The organism is Pseudomonas sp. K2I15 (assembly GCF_002204795.1).
Classification (GTDB): domain Bacteria; phylum Pseudomonadota; class Gammaproteobacteria; order Pseudomonadales; family Pseudomonadaceae; genus Aquipseudomonas.
In genome coordinates this window covers 1-24372 of sequence record NZ_NIXO01000071.1, presented here as the reverse complement: position 1 = coordinate 24372, position 24372 = coordinate 1, and the positions used below count along the sequence as shown (strand labels likewise).

General features: G+C 64.6%; 2 protein-coding genes. Both read right to left on the bottom strand.

Annotation, left to right across the window (positions count from 1 at the left end; all coding sequences use genetic code 11):
* Positions 1–11318, bottom strand: an 11318-nt coding sequence (locus CEC48_RS27485) for a non-ribosomal peptide synthetase (RefSeq protein ID WP_088426584.1), incomplete at its 3' end; no start/stop codon positions are given.
* Positions 11315–24238 (bottom strand): non-ribosomal peptide synthetase, encoded by a 12924-nt coding sequence (locus CEC48_RS27480; RefSeq protein ID WP_088426583.1) that lies wholly within the window; start codon positions 24236–24238, stop codon positions 11315–11317. The genes CEC48_RS27485 and CEC48_RS27480, both read right to left, overlap by 4 nt.
* Between the last annotated feature and the right edge of the window lie 134 nt (positions 24239–24372).

The window sequence follows — 24372 nt, the reverse complement described above, 5'->3', positions numbered from 1 at the left end:
TGCCAAACCTCCAACACCCCCACATGCCCGCGCCACCCCTCAACCATCAACCCCTGCTCCCGCTGATTCCCCGCCGCATCCAGGGTCGGATCCTCAGCCAACACCAACCGCACCACCCCCTCATACCGCCGAACCGGCCGATAAACCGTACGCAACGCCGACGCATACGTGCGCGCCGGCCCATCCATCGCATCCACCGAAGACCGCGCAGGCAACAGCCCCACCCCCACCATCCCCGCATGCAACAACCGCCGCTGCCCCACCTCATCGCGCGCGGCAAAATCCACCGCATCAATCCCAAGCGACCGACCCGAAACCACCTGCATCGACTCCACCAACCGCAACAACGCCGCCGTCGTGGTATAGGGCCTTCCCACCACCCCATTCCCCCCAGGCGACTCGCTATCGATCAACGTCAACGATGCCACCTCACGCCCCTGGGCCTGCAACCGTGTGGCCATCTCAAACACCACCCAGCCGCCAAACGAATGCCCGACCAAATGCACAGGCCCCTGCGGACACTCCTGCTCCAGAGCCTGCAAATAACAGCGCGCCGCCGCCTCAACCTGACTGTGAGGCACCGCCTCCCCATCCAACCCACGCGGCTGCAACCCAAAGATCGGCCAGTCCCGGCCCAACGCCTCGGTCAACCCCACAAACCCCGTCACGCTATCCCCCGCCCCCGGCACGCAAAAGATCGGCGCATGCCCGGCGCGGCCACTCTGGATCCGCAACAACGGCTGATGCGCCGCCACAGCCGGCGCCTCACTCAACGCCAGGGCCTCACCCAACGCCTGCCCCAACGCCTGGATATGCGGCGCCTGCATCATGCTCTGGTGATCCCCGGGCACTTCAATGCGGCGCAATTGCCCAGCGGCCAACGCCTCATCCCAACCCAAATCCAGGCTGCGTCGCGACAGCTCCGTCGGCCGCTCAAAGGCGCTGAACAGGTGCACCGCCAGCGGCATCGGGAACAGGCTGTAATGCGCCAAGGCATGCCCATGGCCCACTTCCCGCTCGATAAAACTCAATAGCTCCGTATCCGTTGCCGCCGCCATCTGCGCGTACAACAAATGCCGATCGCGGCAGCGTTGCAGCAAGCCAGCAAAGTCCAGCTGTCCAATCTGCGCATCCAGTTGCTCAAGGTTCGCCAACTCATCCACACCTCCCTGTGCCTTCCAATACGCCGTGCACTGCAATAACAAATGCCGCTTGAGGGCATCCGGCCCGGTCCAGCGCGCCTTGCCCTGGTCGGTCATGCGCGGCACGTAGCTGTCGATCAACCCGAGGAACGCCACCGGCTCATCCAGCCCCAGCAGTTGCATCGCCACTTCATAGGCCAACACCCCGCCGAACGACCAACCCGCCAGGCGATACGGCCCATGGGGTTGCACCGACCGAATGATCCCCACCAGCCGCGCCGCAAGGCCTTCCATAGTTTGCAACTGCGTCTCACCGAGGGGCGCGCCGGGCAAGCCGTAGATCGGGTAATCACCCGGCAAGTGCCGGCCCAACGCCGGAAAATACACATCCATGCCGCTAAACTCATGCACCAGGAACAACGGCGGCTGGCTGCCGCTGGCGCGCACGGTGATCAGCGAGCTGTCGTCCATCCGCACCGTGCGCTGACCAAGCATCGAAGCCACCGAGGCCACGCTGGCATGCTGGAACAGCTCCGCCAGCGACACCGCAAGCCCCGCCTCTTCCATCAGGTTGACCAGCCGGATCGCCAGCAGCGAATGCCCGCCCAGTTCAAAGAAACTGTCATGCCGACCGACCTGCTCCAGCCTCAATACCTCGGCCCAGAGTCGTGCCAAAGTCTGCTCCAGCTCATTCGTCGGCGCTTCGAACACGCGGCTCACCAGCGCCTCCATCGCAGGCACCGGCAGGGCCTTGCGGTCGACTTTGCCGTTGGCGGTCAGCGGCATTTTTTCCAGCCGCACATAGGCCGACGGCACCATGTAGTCCGGCAGGTGCTGCAGCAGATGGCTGCGCAGAACGTCGATGGCGAGCGACTCGCCGGTGTAGTACGCCACCAGGCGCTTGTCCCCCGGCGCGTCCTCCCGCGCCAGCACCACCACATCCTTGATCCCGGCACAGGTCGCCAAACGCGCTTCGATCTCGCCCAATTCGATGCGGAAACCACGGATCTTCACCTGGTCGTCATTACGCCCGATGCACTCCAGCAACCCGTCCGCCGACCAGCGCCCAAGGTCGCCGGTGCGGTACAACAAACCATCGCCAAACGGATCATCGACAAATTTCTCGGCCGTCAGCTCAGGCCGGTTCAGATACCCCTTGGCCACGCCGTGCCCGCCAATGCAGATTTCCCCGACCACACCCAGCGGCACCGGCTGCAAGCGCGCATCCAGCACATGGATTTGCGTGTTGGAAATCGGCCGGCCGATCGGCACGCTTTCGGCATCGGCGGCGATGGCTTGCACTTCATAGGTGGTGGCGTACGTGGTGGTTTCGGTCGGGCCGTAGCAGTGCACCAACCGCAGCGTCGGCGCCTGGGCCAGCAGGCTGCGGAACGCCGCCGGGTCTGCTCGTTCACCGCCGCACAGGAGGATGCGTAACCCGGCCAACGCGTCGGGAATCAGCTGCACGTACTGGTTGAACAGCGCAGTGGTGACGAACAGGATCGTCGCCCCGCTCGCCGTCAGTGCCCGGCCAAAAGCGCCTGGGTCGAGCAGGGTGGCAGGGTCGATCACCCGCACCTGGCCACCGTTGAGCAAGGGCCCCCACACGTCCATGGTGCTCGCATCGAACGCCGGGTTGGAGGCAAACGCCACGCGGTCATGTGCATTGAAATCGGCATAGCCATTATTGATCACCAGCCGCGTGATGCCCCGGTGCGGCACCAACACGCCTTTGGGCGTACCGGTAGAGCCGGAGGTGTACATGATGTACGCCACGCGCTCCGAGGACTGCGACAGGTCCGGGTTGTGGCTCGGTTGCGGGTCCAGCGCCAGGGTATCGAGGTCGAGGCGTCGGGCCGGGTAATCGATGGACGCGCTGCTGTGGGTCAGCAGCCACACTGCGCCGCTGTCCTGCACCATAAAGGCCTGGCGCTCGGCCGGCGCGTTGATGTCCAGCGGCACATAGGCTGCCGCACACTTGAGGATCGCCAGTTGGCTGAGCAACAGGTCAACCGAGCGTGGCAGCAGGATCGCCACGTGATCGCCGGGCTGTACCCCCACGCGGCGCAGATGGTGCGCCAGTTGGTTGGCGCGAATGTTCAGCTCGCTGTAACCCATGACGTGTTCACCCTGTACCACGGCGATGGCGTTCGGGCGTGCCTGGGCCTGGGCCTCGAACAAGCGCTGCACGGTATGTTCGCGGGGGAATTCGCGCTGGGTGGCGTTGAATTCCACCTGTATTTTTTGGCGCTCTGCCGCCGGCAGGATCGACAGCTGGCTGATCACGCCCTCGGCATTCTGTTCGAGGGCTTGCACCAGTTGTTCAAGCGCAATGTGCAAGTACTCACAGAGGCGTGGTGCGCCCTGCCCCATGGCGTCAAAGGTAAACCCGTCGCCCAGGTCATCGACACTCAGGGACAGCGCAAAGTTGGTGCGTTCCTCGGCCTTGAGCACTTGCATGCCCTGCCAGGCCTCAGCCACTCCGCCGGCTTGCGGCGCACTGTGGCGATAGTTGAACAGCACGCTGAACAGCGGCGTATTGGCCGGCAGCCCGCTGCAACGTTGGGCCAGGGTCAGCGGCGCATGTTCGTGGCTGAGCAGTTGGGTCAGGCGTGCATGGGTCGCCATCAACGCCGCGTGCACCGTGCACTCCCCAAGGTCGACCCGCAGCGGCAGGGTGTTGATGAACACGCCCAGCGCACGTTCGGCCCCTTCACCGCCTTGCAGCCGGCCCAGCAATACGGTGCCGAACACCACCTGTTCCCGACCGGAAACCTTGCCCAACACCTGGGCCCACGCCAGGTGCATCAGGCTCGCAACGCTCACCCCAAGATGACGCGCCAGGGTACGCAGGCGACCGTTCAACAGCGGGGCGACGCTCAGGCGCGCCTTTAGCGCTTCACCCGGTGCATTCAACGCCAGCGTCGGCTCATCGATATCCCCGAGCATCTCGCAGAAGAACGCTTCGTGCTCTTCCTCGCGCATTCCCAGCCGCGTCTGGGCCACATAATTGCGATACGGCACTGCCGCGCCCAACTGCTCGCGATGGCCCAACAGACAGGCCTGCATCTCGTGTTGCAGCACTTCCAGTGCAACGTGGTCCATCACCAAATGATGGAACAGCAACAACGCAACCACCCGTTGGTTGGCCGGGTCCTCGGCATACACCAGGCGCATCAACGGCGCCTGGGCCAGGTCCAGCCGATGCTGGTCGAAGCGCGCCTGCAATTGCCCCAATACATCGCCCGCAATTTCAATCGCCTCGACCTGCAACGACGCCTGTCGCCACACCACTTGCACCGGCTCATCCAGCCCGTCCCAGTGCATCGACGAGCGCAAGATGTCATGCCGCTCGATCACCGCCTGCAACGCCTGGGCAAACGCTTCAAGGCGCTCAACGCTGGCAAAGGCGAACTGCGCCCGCAACAGGTACGCGTCACCCTGCTGCACCGCGCGGTGGTGATACAGGATCCCGGCCTGCAACGGCGCCAGCGGGTAGATGTCCTGCACGTTGGCCGCGCCGCCGGGAATGGTCGCCACCAGGCGGTCGATGGCGGGTTGCTCCAGGGTCACCAGCGGCAGCATATCCGGGGTGATGCGCGTGCAATCCTCGGCAATGCCATTGGCAGGCACCACCACTTCGCGGCCAACGCCCACCGCTGCGGCCAACGCCGCCAGCGTGGGTTGGCCAAACAACACCTTCACATCGGCCGACAGCCCGGCCCGGCGCATGCGACCGATCAGGCTGGCGGCCAGCAGCGAATGGCCGCCCAGTTCGAAGAAATTGTCATGACGGCCGACCCGCTCCACATTGAGCAAATCAGCCCACAGGCCAGCCAGGGTGATTTCGGTTTCACCCACAGGCGCGACGTATTCCCGGGCGATCACCGACTCCAGGCCCGGCGCCGGCAGCGCCTTGCGGTCGAGCTTGCCGTTGGGGCTCAGCGGCAAGGCGTCCAGGTGCATGAAGGTCGCCGGTACCATGTAGTCCGGCAGGTGTTCCAGCAGGTGGCTGCGCAGGGCGTCGATTTCGGTCTGCACGCCAGTGTAGTAAGCCACCAGGCGTGAATCACGGGCCACCACCGCTGCTTCGTTGATCTGCGGAAACTGGAGCAGTCGCGCCTGAATCTCGCCCAGTTCGATACGCAGGCCACGGATTTTCACCTGGTCGTCATTGCGGCCCAGGTACTCGATATTGCCGTCGGGCAGGTAGCGCCCAACGTCGCCGGTGCGGTACATCCGGCCTGCGCTGAACGGGTCCTTGAGGAATCGTTCGGCGGTGAGTTCAGGACGATGCAGGTAACCCCGTGCGACTTGCACGCCGCCGATGAACAGCTCACCGACCACGCCCAACGGCATGGGCTGCAACTGCGCGTCCAGCAGGTACATACGGGTGTTGGCAATCGGTTTGCCGATGGGTGTGTTGTCCGGCGTAACCGGCCCGGCGCAATCCCATGCCGTCACGTCGACCGCCGCTTCGGTGGGGCCGTAGAGGTTGTACAAACCGATGCCTGGCAACTGCTGTTTGAAGCGTCGCACCAGGCTGCCGGGCAAGGCTTCACCGCTGCACATCACCCGCACCAGCCCGGCACTCTGGCTGACGTCGCCATGGGCCAGGAACACGTCGAGCATCGAGGGCACGAAGTGCAAGGTGGTGATCTGCTCTGCCTCGATCACATCACACAGGTAAGCCGGGTCTTTATGCCCGCCAGGGCGCGCCATCACCAACCGGGCGCCGGTGAACAGCGGCCAGAAAAACTCCCACACCGACACGTCAAAGCTGAACGGGGTTTTCTGCAATACCGAGTCCTGCGCAGTGAGCCCGTACTCGTCCTGCATCCACAGCAGGCGGTTGACCACGCCTGCGTGTTCGTTGATCACGCCCTTGGGCTGGCCGGTGGAGCCGGAGGTGTAGATCACATAGGCCTGATGTTGCGCGGTCAACCCGTCGAGCGGTGGGTTGGACCTCGGCTGGTGCTGCCAGGTGTTCTGGTCCAGGTCCACCACCGGCGCCGTCACGTCGCCCAGCAGCGAACGAGTTTCGCCCCGCATCAGCACGGCTGCCGGTGCACTGTCGTTAAGCATGTAGGCGATACGTTCCAGCGGATACGCCGGGTCCAGCGGCACATAACCGCCGCCCGCCTTGAGGATCGCGAACAGGCCGATGACCATCTCCAGGCCGCGCTCGACGCAAATCGCCACCCGCGAATCCGGCTGTACACCCAGTTCACGCAGATGGTGCGCCAACTGGTTGGCCCGTTCGTTCAGCTCGCGGTAGCTCAGGCATCGCTCGCCGGCCTTAACCGCCAGCGCATCGGGCGTGCGCTCCACTTGGGCTTCGAACATGCCGTGCAGCGTCTGGTCGAGGTTGTACTCCACATCGGTGGCGTTGAAGTCGAACAGCAGGTGCTCGCGCTCCCGCGCTTCCAACAATTCAGCATGCTCCAGCACCGCCTGATCGTTATCGACCATGGCCTGCAGCACGCGGGTGAAGTAGCCGGCATAGCGCTGCATCGTCGACTCATCAAACAACGCAATGGCGTACTCCAGCGTGCCGCGAATTTCGCCCCGTGCCTCGCCGAGGTTCAGGGACAGGTCGAACTTGGCAAAGTGACTGTCCTCCACGATCCCTTCAAGGCTCAGGTCACCCAGTGCCAGGACGGGCGCGTCGCTGTCCTGCCAGGTCAACATCGTCTGGAACAACGGGCTGTGGGCCAGGCTGCGCAATGGCCGGGTGATTTCCACCACCTGTTCAAACGGCAAATCCTGATGAGCCTGGGCGTCCAGGGTCAGCCCCTTGACCCGCGCCAGCAGCGCCTCGGCGCTCAGCTCACCCGAGGTATCGATGCGCACCGCCAGGGTGTTGACGAACAACCCGATCAAGCCTTCCACCTCGGCCCGCTGGCGGTTGGCGACCGGCGAACCAATCACCACCTCCTGTTGCCCGGCCAGGCGCGCCAGCAACGAGGCCCACGCAGTCATCATCACCATGTACAGCGTAGTGCCATGGCGTTGGCTCAGGGCCTTGAGCCCGGCGCTCAGGCGTTCATCCAGGCGCACGTCGACGCTGCTGCCGGCGTAATCCTGTTGGGCCGGGCGTGGACGATCAGTGGGTAGCATCAGCAATGCTGGAGCGCCGGCCAGGGTGTGTTGCCAGTAGCTGCTCTGGCGATGCAACACCTCGCCGCTCAGCCACAGGCGCTGCCACACGGCAAAATCGCTGTACTGGATCGGCAACGGCGGCAATGGATCAGCATCACCGCGACTGAAGGCCTGATACAGCGCCATCAACTCGCGGGTCAGCACGCCCATGGACCAGCCATCGGACACGATATGGTGGAGGGTCAGCAGCAACACGTGATGATCGTCGGCCATGATCACCAGCCGCCCGCGCAGCAACGGGCCGCGTTGCAGGTCGAAAGGCGCCGAGGCTTCGCCCTGGATCAACGCTTCCAGCACCTGCTGTGCTTGCGGGTGGCGACGCAGGTCCTGCACTTGCAGGGGCATCACCTCTTCCGGCGGCACGATCAGCACACAGGCGTCGTCATCCTGCTGGGCGAAACGGCTGCGCAAGGTCTCATGCCGCGCGACGATCCGCGCCAAAGCCCGTTGCAGCGCATCCACATGCAACTGCCCGAGCAGGCGCAAACCGATGGGGATGTTGTAAGCCGTGTTGGCACCTTCCATCAGCGCCAAAAACCACAGGCGTTGCTGGGCAAACGACAACGGCAAATCCGCATCACGCGCCGCCGGCAGGATATCCGGCAAGGTGCTGCGCCCCGCCTGGGCCAGCACCTGCGCCACCGCCACCAGTTCGGCATTGGCGAACAGCTCGCCCAGCGCCAGGTCCACCCCAAGGCGCTGGCGTACCTGGGACACCATGCGCATGGCCAGCAACGAATGGCCGCCCAACTCAAAGAAGTGATCCTGACGCCCCACGCGTTGCACTTGCAGCACGTCGGCCCAAATCTGCGCGAGTACCGTTTCAATATCGCCGTGAGGCGCCTCGTATTCGCGGGTGAAGACGGCGGCCAGGTCCGGCTTTGGCAGGGCCTTGCGGTCAAGTTTGCCGTTGGCAGTCAGGGGCAGCGCGTCGAGTTTTACGTAGGCCACCGGCACCATGTAGTCCGGCAAGTGCGCCACCAGATGGGCGCGAATCTCGCCCACTTCGAGGGCATCAAACTGCGGGTTTTCAGTGAAGTACGCCACCAGCCGTGGCTGGCCGGGTTGGTCTTCACGGGCCAGCACCACGGCTTCCTGGAGGCCGGGCAGCTGGTTGAGGCGGGTTTCAATTTCCCCCAGCTCGATGCGCACGCCACGGATTTTCACCTGGTCGTCATTGCGGCCCAGGTACTCGATATTGCCATCCGGCAACCAGCGCGCCAGGTCGCCGGTGCGGTACATGCGGCCCGCATTGAATGGGTCATCCAGAAAACGTTCGGCCGTCATCTCAGGGCGGTTGAGATAACCCCGCGCCACGCCCTTGCCGCCCACATACAGCTCGCCGGCCACCCCGAGCGGCACCGGGCGCAGTTGCTCATCCAACAGGTAAACCGTGGCATTGGCGATGGGTTTGCCGATGTGCAACGGTTGCCCGGGCTCGATCCGGCCGGAGGTGGCAACCACCGTGGCTTCGGTGGGGCCATAGTTGTTGATCACCTCGAAACGCTGGGCACGGGTGAACTGGCGCAGACGGTCGCCGCCAATCAGCAAGGTGCGCAGGGTTGGGTGTTCGATGTTCTGGCTGAACGCGTATTCGGCCACCGGCGTGGGCAGGAAACACACGTCCAGCGGTTGCGCGCGCCACCAGTCCAGCAGCGCGTCGATGTCTTCTGCGCCGTCGTGGGCCGGCGGCAGGTGCAAGGTCGCGCCCACGCACAGTGCCGGCCAGACTTCCCAGGCCATCGCGTCAAAGCCGAACCCGGCGACGCTTGCGGTATGCCGGCCGGCACACAGGTCAAACGCGGTGCAATGCCAGTCCACCAGATTGGCCACGGTGTGGTGCTCCACCATCACGCCCTTGGGCAGGCCGGTGGAGCCGGAGGTGTAGATCACGTAGGCCAGGTTGGAGGGCGTGACAGCCACGTGTGGGTTGCTTGCCGAATGGTGATGCCAGGTAAAACGGTCCAGGTTGATCACCGGTACGTCGAGTACGGGCAAGCGTTCCAGCAGCGCGTGTTGCGTCAGCACCGCCACCGGTGCGCTATCAGTGAGCAGGTAGTTCAGGCGTTCGGCTGGATGGGACGGATCCACCGGTACGTAGCAGGCGCCGGACTTGAGGATCGCCAGCAACCCGGCCAGAGTGTCCAGCCCGCGCCGGGCGACGATCGCCACGCGGTCATCGGGTTTTACCCCCAGCGCCAGCAGGTGATGGGCCAGCAGGTTGGCTTGTTGATTCAACTCGGCGTAGGTCAGTTGGCGGCCTTGATACACCGCAGCTACCGCGTCCGGAGTCAGCAGGGTTTGCGCTTCGATACGCCCGTGCAGGGTGGTGCCTTGAGGGAAGTCGGCGGCTGTCGCGTTGAACTGCTGCAGCAGGTGCCGCTGCTCTGCTTCGGGCAGCACCGACAACTGATTCAAAGAGGTGTGCGGCGCGTGCTCCAGCGCCTGCACCAGGTGTTCCAGGGCGGTTTGCAGATAAGCGCACACCCGCTGCGGATCAACCTGGGCGCAGGCCAACAGGCTCAGGCTGAAGTCTTCGCCCAGATCGTCGACGCTCAGGGTCAACGGGTAGTTGGTACGCTCTTCGGAGCGCAAGGCTTGAATGCCCTGCCAGGCCGACACCGCCTCGGCACTCGCACCGCCCGCGCTATGGCGGTAGTTGAGCAACGCGCTGAACAGCGGCGTCGGTGCCACCACGCCGCTGCAACGCTGAGCCAGCGCCAGCGCCGCGTGTTCATGACGCAACAAAGTCGTCAATCTTGCATGGGTCGCCTTGACCCCAGCGCGCACGTCTTCGGCGCCCACATCCACCCGAAACGGCAAGGTGTTGATAAAGATCCCCAGGGCGCGATCGGTGTCGTGGCTGCCCTGCATGCGGCCCATCAGCACCGTACCGAATACCACCTGTTCCTTGCCCGCCAGCACACCCAGCACCTGGGCCCAGCCCATATGGAACAGGCTCGCGGCGCTCACCCCCAACTGCCGGGCCTGGGCGCGCAACCGCCGGCTCAGTTGCGGGGCCAGCGGCAGGCTGATCTCCTGGATGTTGTCGCCGTCGCCCTGCACATCCTGCAAACCGTAGGGCAAGGTCGGCTCGCTGATGTCGCCGAGCATCTGCCGGAAGAAGCCTTCGTGTTCCTGCTCGCTGATACCCAGCCGCGCCTGGGCGACATAGTTGCGAAACGGCACGGCCTGGCCCAGTTGCCCAGCCTTGCCCAGCAGGCAGGCTTGCATCTCGTGGCAAACCACTTCCAGGGCGCTATGGTCCAGGGCCATGTGGTGGAACAACAGCATCGCCACCACGCGTTGACCGGCCTCATCCCAGGCCCGCACCAGGCGCAGCAGCGGTGCGCGGGTCACGTCCATGCGGTAGTGACGGCCATCGAACAAGCGATGCAACTGGGCAGCGACATCACCCTCGGCCGCGTCCAGTTCAATCGCCTGCACCGGCAGGCGTGCCGTGCGCCAGACCACTTGCGACGGTTCTTCCAGGCCTTCCCACACCACCCCGGTACGCAGGATGTCGTGGCGGTCGATCACCTGTTGCAACGCCTGGGCGAAGCCCTCGAAACGCTCGAGGCTGTCGAAGGCGAACAGCGACTGCATGATGTACGGGTCGCCGTGCTCGGCGCTCACATGGTGGTAGAGGATGCCTTCCTGCAACGGCGCCAGCGGGTAGATGTCCTGCACATTGGCCACGCCACCGTCGACCGTCTCGATGATGCGATCGATCGACGCCTGGCTCAGCGTCGACAAGGTCAGCATCGCCGGGTTAATCGCCGTGGCGCCCGCCGGAATGCCATTGGCCGGCACCTGCACTTCACCGGCCTTGATGGCCGAGTATTCGCCGGCCTTGATCAGCTCGATCAGCGCCGGCTTGTGTTCGCGCAGCGAGGCTACCAATGCCGGGTCGCTCAGGGCCTGTTTGTTGCCCTGCACCGACAACTGATCGCCCTTGAGTGCCAGTTGCACGTCCTTGGCCTTGAGTGTCGCCAACAGTTCGATGATGCTCACAGGACGATCTCCATTCGTTCGGTAATTGCGGCGTAGCCGGCCAGGGTCGGTTGTTCGAACAGCCCCCGCACATCGGCTTCCATGCCTTCCTGACGCAAGCGCCCGATCAAGCTGACGGCCAGCAACGAGTGCCCGCCCAGTTCAAAAAAGTTATCAAAGCGCCCTACCCGCTCCACCTTCAGCAGCTCGGCCCATAGGCGCGCCAGGGTGATTTCGGTGTCGCCCACCGGCGCTTCGTACTCGCGCACGATCAGTGATTCCACACCCGGAGCCGGCAGGGCCTTGCGGTCGAGCTTGCCGTTGGGGCTCAAGGGCAGAGCATCCAAATGGACGAACACGGCGGGCACCATGAAGTCCGGCAAGCGCGCCAACAGGTGCGCCCGCAACTGTTCGATATCGGCTTGCACGCCGGTGTAATACGCCAGCAGGCGTTCGTCGCGGGCCAAAACCGCCGCTTCCTTCACCTGCGGGTACTCGGTCAGGCGCGCCTGGATTTCCCCCAGCTCGATACGCAGGCCACGGATTTTCACCTGGTCGTCGTTGCGGCCCAGGTACTCGATATTGCCGTCCGGCAGGTAGCGCCCGACGTCGCCAGTGCGGTACATGCGGCCGGCATTGAACGGGTCCTTGAGGAAGCGCTCGGCAGTCAGTTCAGGCCGGTGCAGGTAACCGCGAGCCACTTGCACACCCGCGATAAACAGCTCGCCCACCACGCCGAGCGGTACTGGTTGCAACTGCGCGTCCAGCAGGTACATGCGGGTGTTGGCAATCGGCTTGCCGATGGGCGTGTTGTCCGGCACCACGGGCCTGGCGCAGTTCCAGGCGGTCACGTCTACCGCCGCTTCCGTCGGGCCGTAGAGGTTGTACAAACCAATGCCTGGCAACTGCTGCTTGAAGCGTCGCACCAGGCTTCCAGGCAACGCCTCACCGCTGCACATCACCCGCAGCAGCCCGGCACTCTGGCTCACATCGCCATGGGCCAGGAACACGTCGAGCATCGAGGGCACGAAGTGCAAGGTGGTGATCTGTTCAGCCTCGATCACCGCGCACAGGTAAGCCGGATCCTTGTGCCCGCCGGGGCGCGCCATGACCAACCGCGCCCCGGTAAACAAGGGCCAGAAGAACTCCCACACCGACACGTCGAAACTGAACGGGGTTTTCTGCAACACCGCGTCACTGGCGGTAAGACCGTAGGCGTCCTGCATCCACAGCAGGCGGTTGACCACACCGGCGTGCTCGTTGATCACGCCTTTGGGCTGGCCGGTGGAGCCCGAGGTGTAGATCACGTAGGCCTGATGCTGCGCAGTCAGCCCTTCGACCTGTGGGTTGGACATCGCCAGGTGCTGCCAGGTGTTCTGGTCGAGATCCACCACCGGTACCGTCACGTCGCCCAACAGCGAACGGGTGGCGCCCTGCACCAGTAAGGCCGCCGGCGCGCTGTCTTGCAGCATGTAGGCCAGGCGATCCAGCGGGTAGGCCGGGTCCAGCGGCACATAACCGCCGCCCGCCTTGAGGATCGCGAACAGGCCGATGACCATCTCCAGGCCGCGCTCGACGCAAATCGCCACCCGCGAATCTGGCTGCACACCCAGCTCACGCAGGTAATGCGCCAGTTGGTTGGCACGCTGGTTCAGCTCGGCGTAGGTCAGGCGTTGTTCGCCGGCCTTCACCGCCAACGCATCGGGCGTGCGCTCAACCTGGGCTTCGAACATCCCGTGCAGCGTCTGCGCCAGGTCGTAATCGACCTCGGTGGCGTTGAAATCAAACAGCAGTTGTTGGCGCTCAGCGTCACCCAGAATCGGCAGGCGATTGAGCGGTTGCTGAGGCGCGTGTTCGAGGGCTTCGACCAGTTGGGTCAATGCCATCTGCATATAACCGCAGACCCTCTGTGCGCCCACCTGCGCCAGTGTCAGCGCGGTGAAGTCATAACCGTCGCCCAGGTCATCGACGTTCAGGGTCAACGGGTAGTTGGTGCGCCCGTCGTTGGTCAGGGTTTGCATGCCCTCCCAGGCGTGTTGCGCTTCCTGTGAACGGGTGGCGCTGCCACGGTGGCGGTAGTTGAGCATCGAGCTGAACAGCGGCAACGGCGCCGCCACCCCGCTGCAACGCTGGGCCAGGGCCAGGGACGCATGTTCATGCCCCAGCAGCGCGGTGAGCCGGGCGTGGGTGCTGCGCACGCTGTCGCGCACGCCTTGCCCGTCGATATCCAGGCGCAATGGCAAGGTGTTGATGAACACCCCGAGTGCCCGGTCCGCGCCTTCGCCGCCCTGCATCCGGCCCACCAGCACGGTGCCGAACACCACGTTCGGCTTACCCGCCGTAACTGCCAATACCTGCGCCCACGCCAGGTGGAACAGGCTCGCGGTGCTCACGCCCAGTAGTCGCGCCTGGGCTCTCAAGCGACGGCTGACGGCAGCGTCCAAGTGGTGAGTGGATTCCTCGATATCGCGGCCATCGCCCTGCACATCCTGCAAGCCAAACGGCAGCGTCGGCTCGTGGATATCACCGAGCATCTCGCGGAAAAACCCTTCGTGCTCCTGCTCGCTGACACCCAGCCGCGCCTGGGCCACGTAGTTGCGGTACGGCATCGGCGCGGCTTGCGGGGCGGCGTGGCCCAGCAGGTAACCCTGCATTTCCCGCAGCACCACGTCGAACGCGGTGTGGTCCAGCACAATATGGTGATACAGCAGCACCGCCACCACGCGCTGATTGGCCGGGTCATTGGCGTACATCAGGCGGATCAGCGGGCCCTGAGTGATGTCCAGCCGGTAGCGCCGGGCATCGAAACGCGCATGCAGGCCGGCCAGTACATCACCGTCCAGGTGCAGCGCCTCGACCTTCAATTCAACCTTGCGCCACACCACTTGCACTGGCTGCGCCAAGCCTTCCCAGACCACGCCGGTGCGCAGGATGTCGTGGCGATCAATCACCTGCTGCAGGGCATGGGCGAAGGTGTTCAGGCGCGCCTGGGTATCGAAGGCCAGGTGCGATTGCAGCAGGTACGGGTCGCCCTGCTCAGCGGTGATGTAGTGGTAAAGAATGCCTTCCTGCAACGGTGCCAGCGGGTAGATGTCCTGCACATTGGCCGCGCCACCCGGCACGCTGGTGACGATCTGGTCGATGGTCGATTGATCGAGATCCACCAGCGACAGCATCGACGGCGTAATGCGCTGGCAATCGGTGGCGATGCGATTACCCGGCACCACAACTTCCCGGCCACTGCCCACCGCTGCTGCCAATGCGGCCAACGTCGGCTGGCTGAACAGCACGCGCACATCGGCGCTCAGTCCGACCTGGCGCATGCGCTCGATCAAGCTCACCGCCAGCAACGAATGGCCGCCCAGCTCAAAGAAATGGTCATGGCGGCCCACTTGCTCCACCTGCAGCACCTCGGCCCAGATCCGCGCCAGGGTGGTTTCGACTTCGCCGCTGGGTGCTTCGTATTCCCGGCTGAGCATGGCGGCCTGATCCGGCGCTGGCAGGGCCTTGCGGTCGAGCTTGCCGTTGGCGGTCAGGGGCCAGCTGTCGAGTTTTACGTAGGCCGCCGGCACCATCGCGTCGGGCAACTGGCTGTGCAGTTCGGCGCGCAGGGCTTCGATATCCAGCGGGGTGTGTTCGGTGAACCAGGCCACCAATCGGCCGTCGCGCACCAGCACCACGGCTTCCTTGACGCCATCGACAGCGGCCAGGCGGGTTTCGATTTCCCCCAGCTCGATGCGCACACCACGCACTTTTACCTGATCGTCGTTGCGGCCCAGGTACTCGATATTGCCGTCCGCCAGCCAGCGCGCCAGGTCGCCGGTGCGGTACATGCGGCCCGGGTTGAAGGGGTCATCGAGGAAGCGTTCTGCGGTCATGTCCGGGCGGTTCAAATACCCACGCGCCACGCCGCTGCCGCCGACATACAACTCGCCCGCCACGCCCACCGGCACCGGGCGCTGCTGTTCATCCAGCAGGTACACCGTGGCATTGGCCATCGGCTTGCCGATATGCAGCCGCTGGCCGGCGTGCACACGGCCAGAGGTGGCGACCACCGTGGCTTCGGTGGGGCCGTAATTGTTGATCACCGCAAAACGTCGCTCAACGGTGAACTGGCGCAGGCGATCACCGCCGATCAACAGGCTGCGCAGGCTTGGGTGTTCGAGGTTCTGGCTGAACGCGTACTCAGCCACCGGCGTGGGCAGGAAGCTCACATCCAGCGGCTGCGCCAGCCACCAGGCCAGCAGCTCGTCGATGTTTTCATTGCCGACATGGGCCGGCGGCAGGTGCAAGGTCGCACCCACGCACAACGCCGGCCAGACTTCCCAGGCCATCGCGTCAAAACCGAACCCGGCCACGCTGCTGGTGTGGCTGTGGGCATGCAGGTCAAAGGCTTCGCAGTGCCAATGCACCAGGTTTTCCACGGTGCGGTGTTCCACCATCACCCCTTTGGGCTGGCCGGTGGAGCCGGAGGTGTAGATCACGTAGGCGAGGTTCGCCGGTGTGAGGCGGGTGACGTGGGGATTGGTCGCGTTGGAGTATGTGCCGTGCAGGTCGACGATGGCGACATTACCGAGTACGCCACGGGTGCTCTCTTCGGCCAGCACCGCGACCGGTGCGCTGTCTTGCAGCAGGTAGGCGATTCGCTCGGCCGGGTAAGCCGGATCCACCGGCACGTAGGCCGCGCCAGCCTTGAGAATCGCCAGCAGGCCCACCAGCATCTGCGGGCCACGTCGGCAGCAGATTGCCACGCGATCGTCGGGCTGTACGCCCAATTCCAGCAGGTGATTAGCCAACTGGTTAGCCCGTTGGTTGAGTGCCTGATAGGTCAGCGGCTGGCCGTCCTGGATCACCGCGATCGCCTGCGGCAGGCGCTCGGCCTGGGCTTCGAAGGCACCGTGCAGGGTCTGCCCTTGCGGGTAGTCGCCGGCGGTGGCGTTGAAGGTACGCAGCAGCTTTTCGCGTTCGGTTGCAGGCAGGACCGGCAGCTGGTTCAGCGGCGCTTGCGGCGTTTGCTCAAGCGCCTCCACCAGTTGCTCCAGCGCACTGTGCATGTAGTCACACAGGCGTTGCGCCCCGATGGATTCCAGCGCCAGCGCCGTCAGGCCAAAGCCCGCGCCCCAGTCGTCCACGCTCAAGGTCAGCGGGTAGTTGCTGCGTTCTTCGCCGCCGAGCAACTGCACACCTTCCCAGATGCCCTGGCCGTCGCGGGCCATTTCGCCCGGGGTGCTGTGGCGGTAGTTGAGCAACGCGCTGAACAACGGCAGTGAGGTCGGCACACCGCTGCAACGCTGAGCCAGCGCCAGGGACGCATGTTCATGGCCCAGCAGCGCACTGAGCCGGGCTTGGGTCGCCTTGACACCACTCCGTACCGCACTGGCGCCCACATCGACCCGTAATGGCAAGGTGTTGATGAACATGCCCAGCGCCCGGTCGGCGCCCTCGCCGGCTTGCATGCGGCCCATCAACACGGTGCCAAACACCACCTCCTGACGGCCCGACACCAGTCCGAGCACTTGCGCCCACGCCAGGTGCATCACGCTCGCAGCGCTGACGCCCAGTTGCCGGGCCTGCTCGCGAACCCGCAGCGCCAACGCCGCATCCACCGGCAACTCGGCCTCTTCGATATCCCGGCCATCGCCTTGCACATCCTGCACGCCAAACGGCAGCGTGGGCTCGTCGATATCGGCGAGCATTTCACAGAAGAATTGTTCGTGCTCCTGGGCGCTGACGCCCAAACGGGCCTGGGCTACGTAGTTACGGAACGGTGCGGCAACCGGCAACTCATCCGCCTGGTCGAACAGGAACGCGCGCATTTCCTGGCCGACCACTTCCATGGCGGTGTGGTCCAGCGCCAGGTGATGGAACAAAAGGATGGCCGCGACCCGCTGGTTGGCCGGGTCCTGCGCGTAGACCATGCGCAGCAGCGGCGCCTGAGTGATGTCCAGGCGATAGTGACGGGCGTCGAAACGTGCGTGCAGTTGTTCAATCACGTCGCCATCGGCCGGGGCCAGCGCAACGTTCTGCACCACCAACTCGGCATGGCGCCAGACCACTTGCACCGGGCTGTCCAGGCCTTCCCACACCACGCCGGTACGCAGAATATCGTGGCGCGCCACGACCTTTTGCAGCGCGCCCATGAAGGCCTGCAAACGCTCGACGCTGTCAAACGCCATACGCGATTGCAGCAAATACGGGTCGCCCTGTTCGGCGCTGATGTGATGGTAAAGAATGCCTTCCTGCAACGGCGCCAGCGGGTAGATGTCCTGTACGTTGGCCGCACCGCCCGGCACGGTGGCCACGATGCGGTCGATGGCTGCTTGATCCAGTTTGACCAGCGTCAGCATCGACGGCGTGATGCGCAGGCAATCCGGAGCGATGCCATTGGCCGGCACCACGATTTCCCAACCACTGCCCACTGCCGCCGCCAGCGCCGCGAGACTTGGCTGGTTGAACAGCACCCGCACATCGGCGCTCAGGCCGGCCTGGCGCATGCGCTCGATCAGGCTCACCGCCAGCAATGAATGGCCGCCGAGTTCGAAGAAGTGATCAAAGCGCCCGACGCGCTCAACCTTCAAAACGTCCCGCCAGATCTGCGCCAGCAGCGTTTCCACTTCGCCCTCGGGCGCTTCGAAACCACGGCTGAGCAGGGACGCCTGATCAGGGACGGGCAGGCCCTTACGGTCCAGTTTGCCATTCGCGGTCAGCGGCAACAGTTCCAGCCAGACGTAGGCCGACGGCACCATGTAGTCCGGCAGCCGGCTTTGCAGGTGCTCGCGCAGCGCCTCGATGCTCAACGGCGACTGGGCGGTGTAGTAAGCCACCAGGCGTTTGTCGCCAGGCTCGTCTTCACGGGCCAGCACCACGGTGTCTTTCACGCAGGGAAAGCCTGCCAGGCAGCTTTCGATTTCGCCGGGCTCGATACGGAAACCTCGGATTTTCAACTGATGGTCATTACGGCCCTGGTACAGCAAGGTGCCGTCCGCCTGCCAACTGGCCAGGTCGCCGGTGCGGTACAGCAGGCCATCGCCGAACGGGTCGACGATAAATTTTTCGGCGGTCAGTTGCGGCTGGTTCAGGTAACCCTTGGCCACGCCTGCACCGCCGATGTACAGCTCGCCGACCACGCCCAGCGGCACCGGCTGCTGCCGCGTATCCAGCACGTAGGCACGGCTGTTGCCGATGGGCCGGCCAATCGGAATGCCGCCCTCACCCACCGCCTTGATCTCGAAAGTGGTGGAGAACGTGGTGGCTTCGGTGGGGCCGTAGCCATTCAGCAGATGCTGCGGCGCGCCGTGCTCAAGCACCCGGCCGATCACCTGCGGGTCGAGCACGTCGCCGCCGACGATCAGGTAGCGCAACTGGCGGAACATCGGCATCAACGCATCGGCGTACTGGTGGAACAGCCCGGCGGTCATCCACAGCACGCTGACGGATTGTTCCTGCAACAGTGCAGCGAAGGCGGCCTGGGACAGCAGCGTGGCATGCTCGACCACCACCACGCAGCCGCCATTGAGCAGCGGCGCCCATACGTCGAGGGTGCTGGCGTCGAACGCCGGGTTCGAGGCGAAAGCCACCCGGTCACGGTGGTTGAAGTCGGCGTAGCCGTTGTTGATCACCAGCCGGGTGACGGCGCGGTGCGGCACCTGCACGCCCTTGGGCGCGCCGGTGGAGCCGGAGGTGTACATGATGTACGCCACGCTTTCGGCGGATTGGGCAAGGTTCGGGTTATGCGTTGGCTGTGTGTTGAGGTTCAGTGCGTTCAGGTCATTCAGCACCTGCTTGGCGTGGCTGTCCTGCACCATGAACGCCTGGCGCTCGTCAGGCGCGTTGACGTCCAGCGGTACGTAGACCGCCGCGCACTTGAGGATCGCCAGTTGGCTGACCAGCAGGTCGATGGAGCGCGGCAGCGCGATGACCACACTGTCGCCCGGTTTTACGTCTTGATCGATCAAGTAGTGGGCCAGGCGATTGGCCCGCAGGTTGAGCTCGCGGTAACTCAGCGAGACGTTGCCGTGTACCACCGCCAGCGCTTGCGGGCTGGCCAGGGCTTGGGCTTCGAAAAGCCCGTGAACGGTGCTCCCGGCCGGGTAATCGCGGGCGGTGGCGTTGAAGCCCACCAACACTTGCTGGCGCTCGGCAGGTGGCAGGATCGACACTTGGTGCAGCGGTGTGGTCGGCGCCTGTTGCAGCGCCGTCACCAGATTGCGCAAGGCGCTGAGCATGTACGCGCCGACGCGCTGCACATCCACTTCGGCCACGCCTTGTACGGTCAGGGCAAAGCCCACACCGAGGTCGTCGACGTTCAGCACCAGCGGGTAGTTGCTGCGCTCCTCGGAGCTGAGGATTTCGATCCCGGCATCCGTGAACGGGCTGGCTCCCGGCGCTTCGCCCGGTGCGCTGTGGCGATAGTTGAGCAAGGTGCTGAACAGCGGCAGCGCACCCGACACGCCACTGCAACGCTGGGCCAGGGACAGCGACGCATGTTCATGCCCCAGCAACTGCGCCAGCCGCGCATGGGTGGCGCGTACGCCGGCCTGCACCCCAACGGCGCCGACACTGACCCGCAGCGGCAAGGTATTGATGAACATCCCCAGCGCCCGGTCGGCACCCTCGCCGCCTTGCATACGGCCCAGCAGCACCGTGCCGAATACCACGTCGTCCTGGCCTGATACCTGGCCGAGAACCTGAGCCCATGCCAGATGCACCAGGCTTGCAGCACTCACGCCCAACTGCCGGGCTTGCTCGCGCAGGCCCAGGCTGAGGGCCGGATCCAGTGGCAAGTGCGCCTCCCTTACACCACTGCCGTCGCGATTCACGTCGTGCAAACCGAAAGCCAGGGTCGGCTCGTCGATATCGCCGAGCATCTCGCTGAAGAACGCTTCATGCTGCTGGGCGCTCACACCGAGGCGCGCCTGGGCCACGTAGTTGCGGTACTGCACGGCGTCCGGCAGCAGCCCGGTTTCGCCTGCGAGGCTGGCGCTCATTTCTTCCACCAGCACTTGCAGCGCGGTGTGGTCCAGCAGGATGTGGTGCAGCAGCAGGATGCCGACATGGCGGCCCTGATCCTGGGCGTAGGCAAAGCGCATCAGCGAGGCGCGGGACAGGTCGAGGCGATAGTGGCGTGGGTCGAAGCGTTGTTGCAGTTGCGCCAGTACGTCGGTGGAAGGGTCGACGTCGATACGCTCAACCACCAGCAGCGCCTGGCGCAAGACCACTTGCACCGGTTCGTCCAGGCCTTCCCAGACGATGCCGGTCCGCAGGATATCGTTGCGTTCGATCACGCTTTGCAGCGCACGGATAAACGCCTCGACCGGCTCCTGGCCGTTGAAGCTGAACTGCACCTGCAACACATAGGGATCACCTTCGGTGGTCGCGAGGTGGTGATAGAGGATGCCGGCCTGCAACGGGGCCAGGCCATAGATGTCCTGCACGTTGCCGATGCCGCCGGGGACGCTGGCGACGATATGGTCGATGGCCTGTTGGTCCAGCTCCACCAGCGGCAGCATGTCTGGGGTGATGTGCCGGGTCGCTTCGTTGATCAGGTTGGCCGGGACCTGCACTTCATGTTGCCCACCCACCGCAGCGGCCAGTGCGGCCAGCGTCGGCTGACCGAACAGCACCCGCACATCGGCGCCCAGCTCCAGTTGGCGCATGCGTTCGATCAGCTTGACCGCCAGCAAGGAATGGCCGCCCAGCTCGAAAAAGTTGTCCTGGCGCCCGACCCGGTCGACCTTCAGCAGGTCTTGCCAGAGGTTGGCGATCGCAGTTTCCACCGTGCCTTGTGGCGCTTCATAACCACGGCGCGCCAAGGCTTCGGCGTCGGGTGCCGGCAAGGCCTTGCGGTCGAGCTTGCCGTTGGTGGTGAGCGGGAACGTGTCCAGCAGCACAAAGGCGCTGGGCACCATGTGCTCGGCCAGGGACAGCAGCAGGTGGTCACGCAGTTCGGCGGCGCTGGGTGCGTGACCCTGCCGGGGGATAACGTAAGCCACCAGGCGCTTGTCGCCCGGCTCGTCTTCGCGGGCAATTACCACGGCTTCGCGCACGCCTTCGCAGGTGGCCAGGCGCGTTTCGATTTCCCCCAGTTCGATACGGAAACCGCGGATCTTCACCTGGTCGTCGTTGCGCCCCAGGTACTCGACGCTGCCGTCGGCCAGCAGGCGGCCAAGGTCACCGGTCTTGTACAGGCGCTGACCCGTGACAGGGTCCACCAGAAAGCGTTCGGCGGTCAGCTCATCGCGGTTGAGATAACCCCGCGCCACACCGGCACCGCCGACGTATAACTCACCTACTACGCCGCTCGGTACCGGCTCGCGGCGGGCGTCCAGCACGTACAGTTGCAAGTCGGGAATGCGTACGCCAATCGGGCTCACGCCGACCAACTGTGCATCCGCCGCCTCCAGGGCACGGTAGGTGACGTGCACCGTGGTTTCGGTGATGCCGTACATGTTGACCAGCCGGGTACCGGCGTTGGTCACCCGGGCGTACCACGGTTTGAGAATGCCCGGCTCCAGGGCTTCGCCGCCGAAAATCACCTGGCGCAGCGAGTGCAATTGCTGGCTGCGGCCCTGTGCCGCGATCAACTGGCGGAACGCGCTCGGCGTCTGGTTGAGGATGCTCACCGAGGCTTCGCACAGCAGCGCATAACACTCATCCGGCGCGCGACTGACCAGTTGCGGCACCACAAGCAACTGGCCGCCGTGCATCAGCGCGCCCCAGATCTCCCACACGGAAAAGTCAAAGGCAAACGAGTGGAACAGCGCCCAGGTGTCGCTGGCATTGAACTTGAACCAATGCTCGGTGGCGCTGAACAACCGCGCGACGTTGCGGTGTTCGATCATCACGCCCTTGGGCAGGCCGGTGGAGCCGGAGGTGTAGATCACATAGGCGAGGCTCGACGGGCTGATCGCAACGTTGGGGTTAACGATGGGCTCGTGTTGCAGGCTGTTGAGGTCGATTAGTGTGACATCGCCCACCAGATGGCGAGTGTTGTCCTGCACCAGCACCGCCAGCGGCGCACTGTCTTGCAAGGTGTAGGCGATGCGCTCCTGCGGGTAGGCGGGATCGATCGGCACATAGCCCGCGCCGGCCTTGAGAATGCCCAGCAGGCCGATGATCATTTCCAGACCACGTTCGACGCAGATTGCTACCCGGTCGTCGGGACGAACACCGTGGTTGAGCAGGCAATGCGCGACCTGGTTGGCGCGCTCGTTCAGCTCGCGATAGGTCAGGCGCTGCTGTTCGAAGCGCAGTGCGATGGCGTCGGGATGGCTGGCGGCGTGGGCTTCGACTTGCTGGTGGATCAGTGCGGTATCGGCGTAGTGCTGTGCGCTGGCGTTGAGGCCGTGCAGCAGGTGTTGGCGTTCGGCGGCAGGCAGGATACTGAGACTGTGCAGCGGTGCATCTGGCGTTTGCTCCAGCGCCAGCACCAGGTTTTCCAGTGCGGTATGCAGGTAGTCGGCAATGCGCGCGGCGCCAATGGAGGCGTCCACCATCACGGTAAAGGCGAAGCCCTCGCCCAGGTCATCGACGTTGACGGTCAGCGGGTAGTTGGTGCGCTCTTCGGCACCCAGCACCTGAATGCCTTCGGCGATATCGATCACCGCTTGGGTGTCCGATGCATCGCTGTGACGGTAGTTGAGGATCGCGCTGAACAGCGGCGTGGGGGCGGCCACGCCGCTGCAACGCTGGGCCAGGGCCAGGGAGGCGTGTTCGTGGTTAAGCAATTCGGTCAGGCGTTTGTGGGTGGTTTGCACGCCATCGCGCACGCTTTGTTCGCCCACGTCCACCCGTAGCGGCAAGGTGTTGATGAACATGCCCAAGGCCTGGTCGGAGCCCTCGCCTGCGCCCATGCGGCCGAGCATCACACTGCCAAATACCACGGCTTCGCGAGCGCAGACTTTGCCCAGCACCTGGGCCAATGCCAGATGCATTACGCTGGCGGGGCTGACGCCCAACGGTCTTGCCTGAGCCCTTAGACGACGGCTTAGATCGTTGTCGACGGCGATGCGGGTTTCGTCGATGCCATGGCCGTCGCCTTGCACATCCTGCAGGCCGAACGGCAGGGTTGGCTCGTCAATGTCGGCAAGCATTTCGCGGAAGAACGCTTCGTGGGCCTGTTCGCTGACGCCGTGGCGGACCTGGGCGATGTAATTGCGAAACGGCACGGGGGCGCCGGCCTGTTCGGTCTGGCCGGCGAGGTGCAGCTGGATCTCGCGGCGCACCACGTCAAGGGCGGTGTGGTCGAGGATGGTGTGGTGGAACAGCAGCATGGCGACCACGCGCTGGTTGCGCGGGTCTTCGGCGAACACCAGGCGCAGGAGCGGCGCCTGGCCCAGGTCCATGCGGTAGTTGCGGGCGTCGTAGAGGGCTTGCAGTTGGGTCAGTGCATCGCCGTCGAGACGGGCTTCTTCGCAGACCAGCGAGGCTTTGCGCCAGACCACTTGCAGGGGTTCGTCGAGGCGTTCCCAGGCCATTGAGGTGCGCAGGATGTCGTGGCGGTCGATGACCCATTGCAGGGCCTGGGCGAAGGTTTCAAGACGAGCGCGGCTGTCGAACACGAACTGGGCGTGCAGTACGTAGGGGTCACCCTGGTGGGCGGACAGGTGGTGGTAGAGCATGCCTTCCTGGAGCGGCGCCAGGGGGTAGATGTCTTGCACATTCGCCGCGCCGCCGGGGATGCTGGCGACGATGCGGTCGATGGCGGGTTGGTCGAGGTTGACCAGGGGCAGCATGGCCGGGGTGATGCGGTAGGCCGGGCTGAGCCAGTCGCCGCCGTGTTGGGCGACGAGGTCGAGCAGTTGGGGTTTGTGGGCGATCAGTTGGTCCCATAGGGCGTCATCCAGCGCGTCGTCGTCACCCAGGATGATCAGGTCGCCTTCTTCCATTTGCAGGCGGATCGGGTGGGTGGAAAGAGCTGCCAATAATTTGCTGAACTGCATGGGGTAACCTGCTTTTTTGAGTCGGATACGGTTGAGGAGAAAGTCCGTTTTCAGCTGTCGCGTAAGTGCCTGGGAGGCCCGGGTTAAAGCGCGGGCGCGGTCAAGGATCGGGGGCTTCCCGCAGGGTTGGGAAA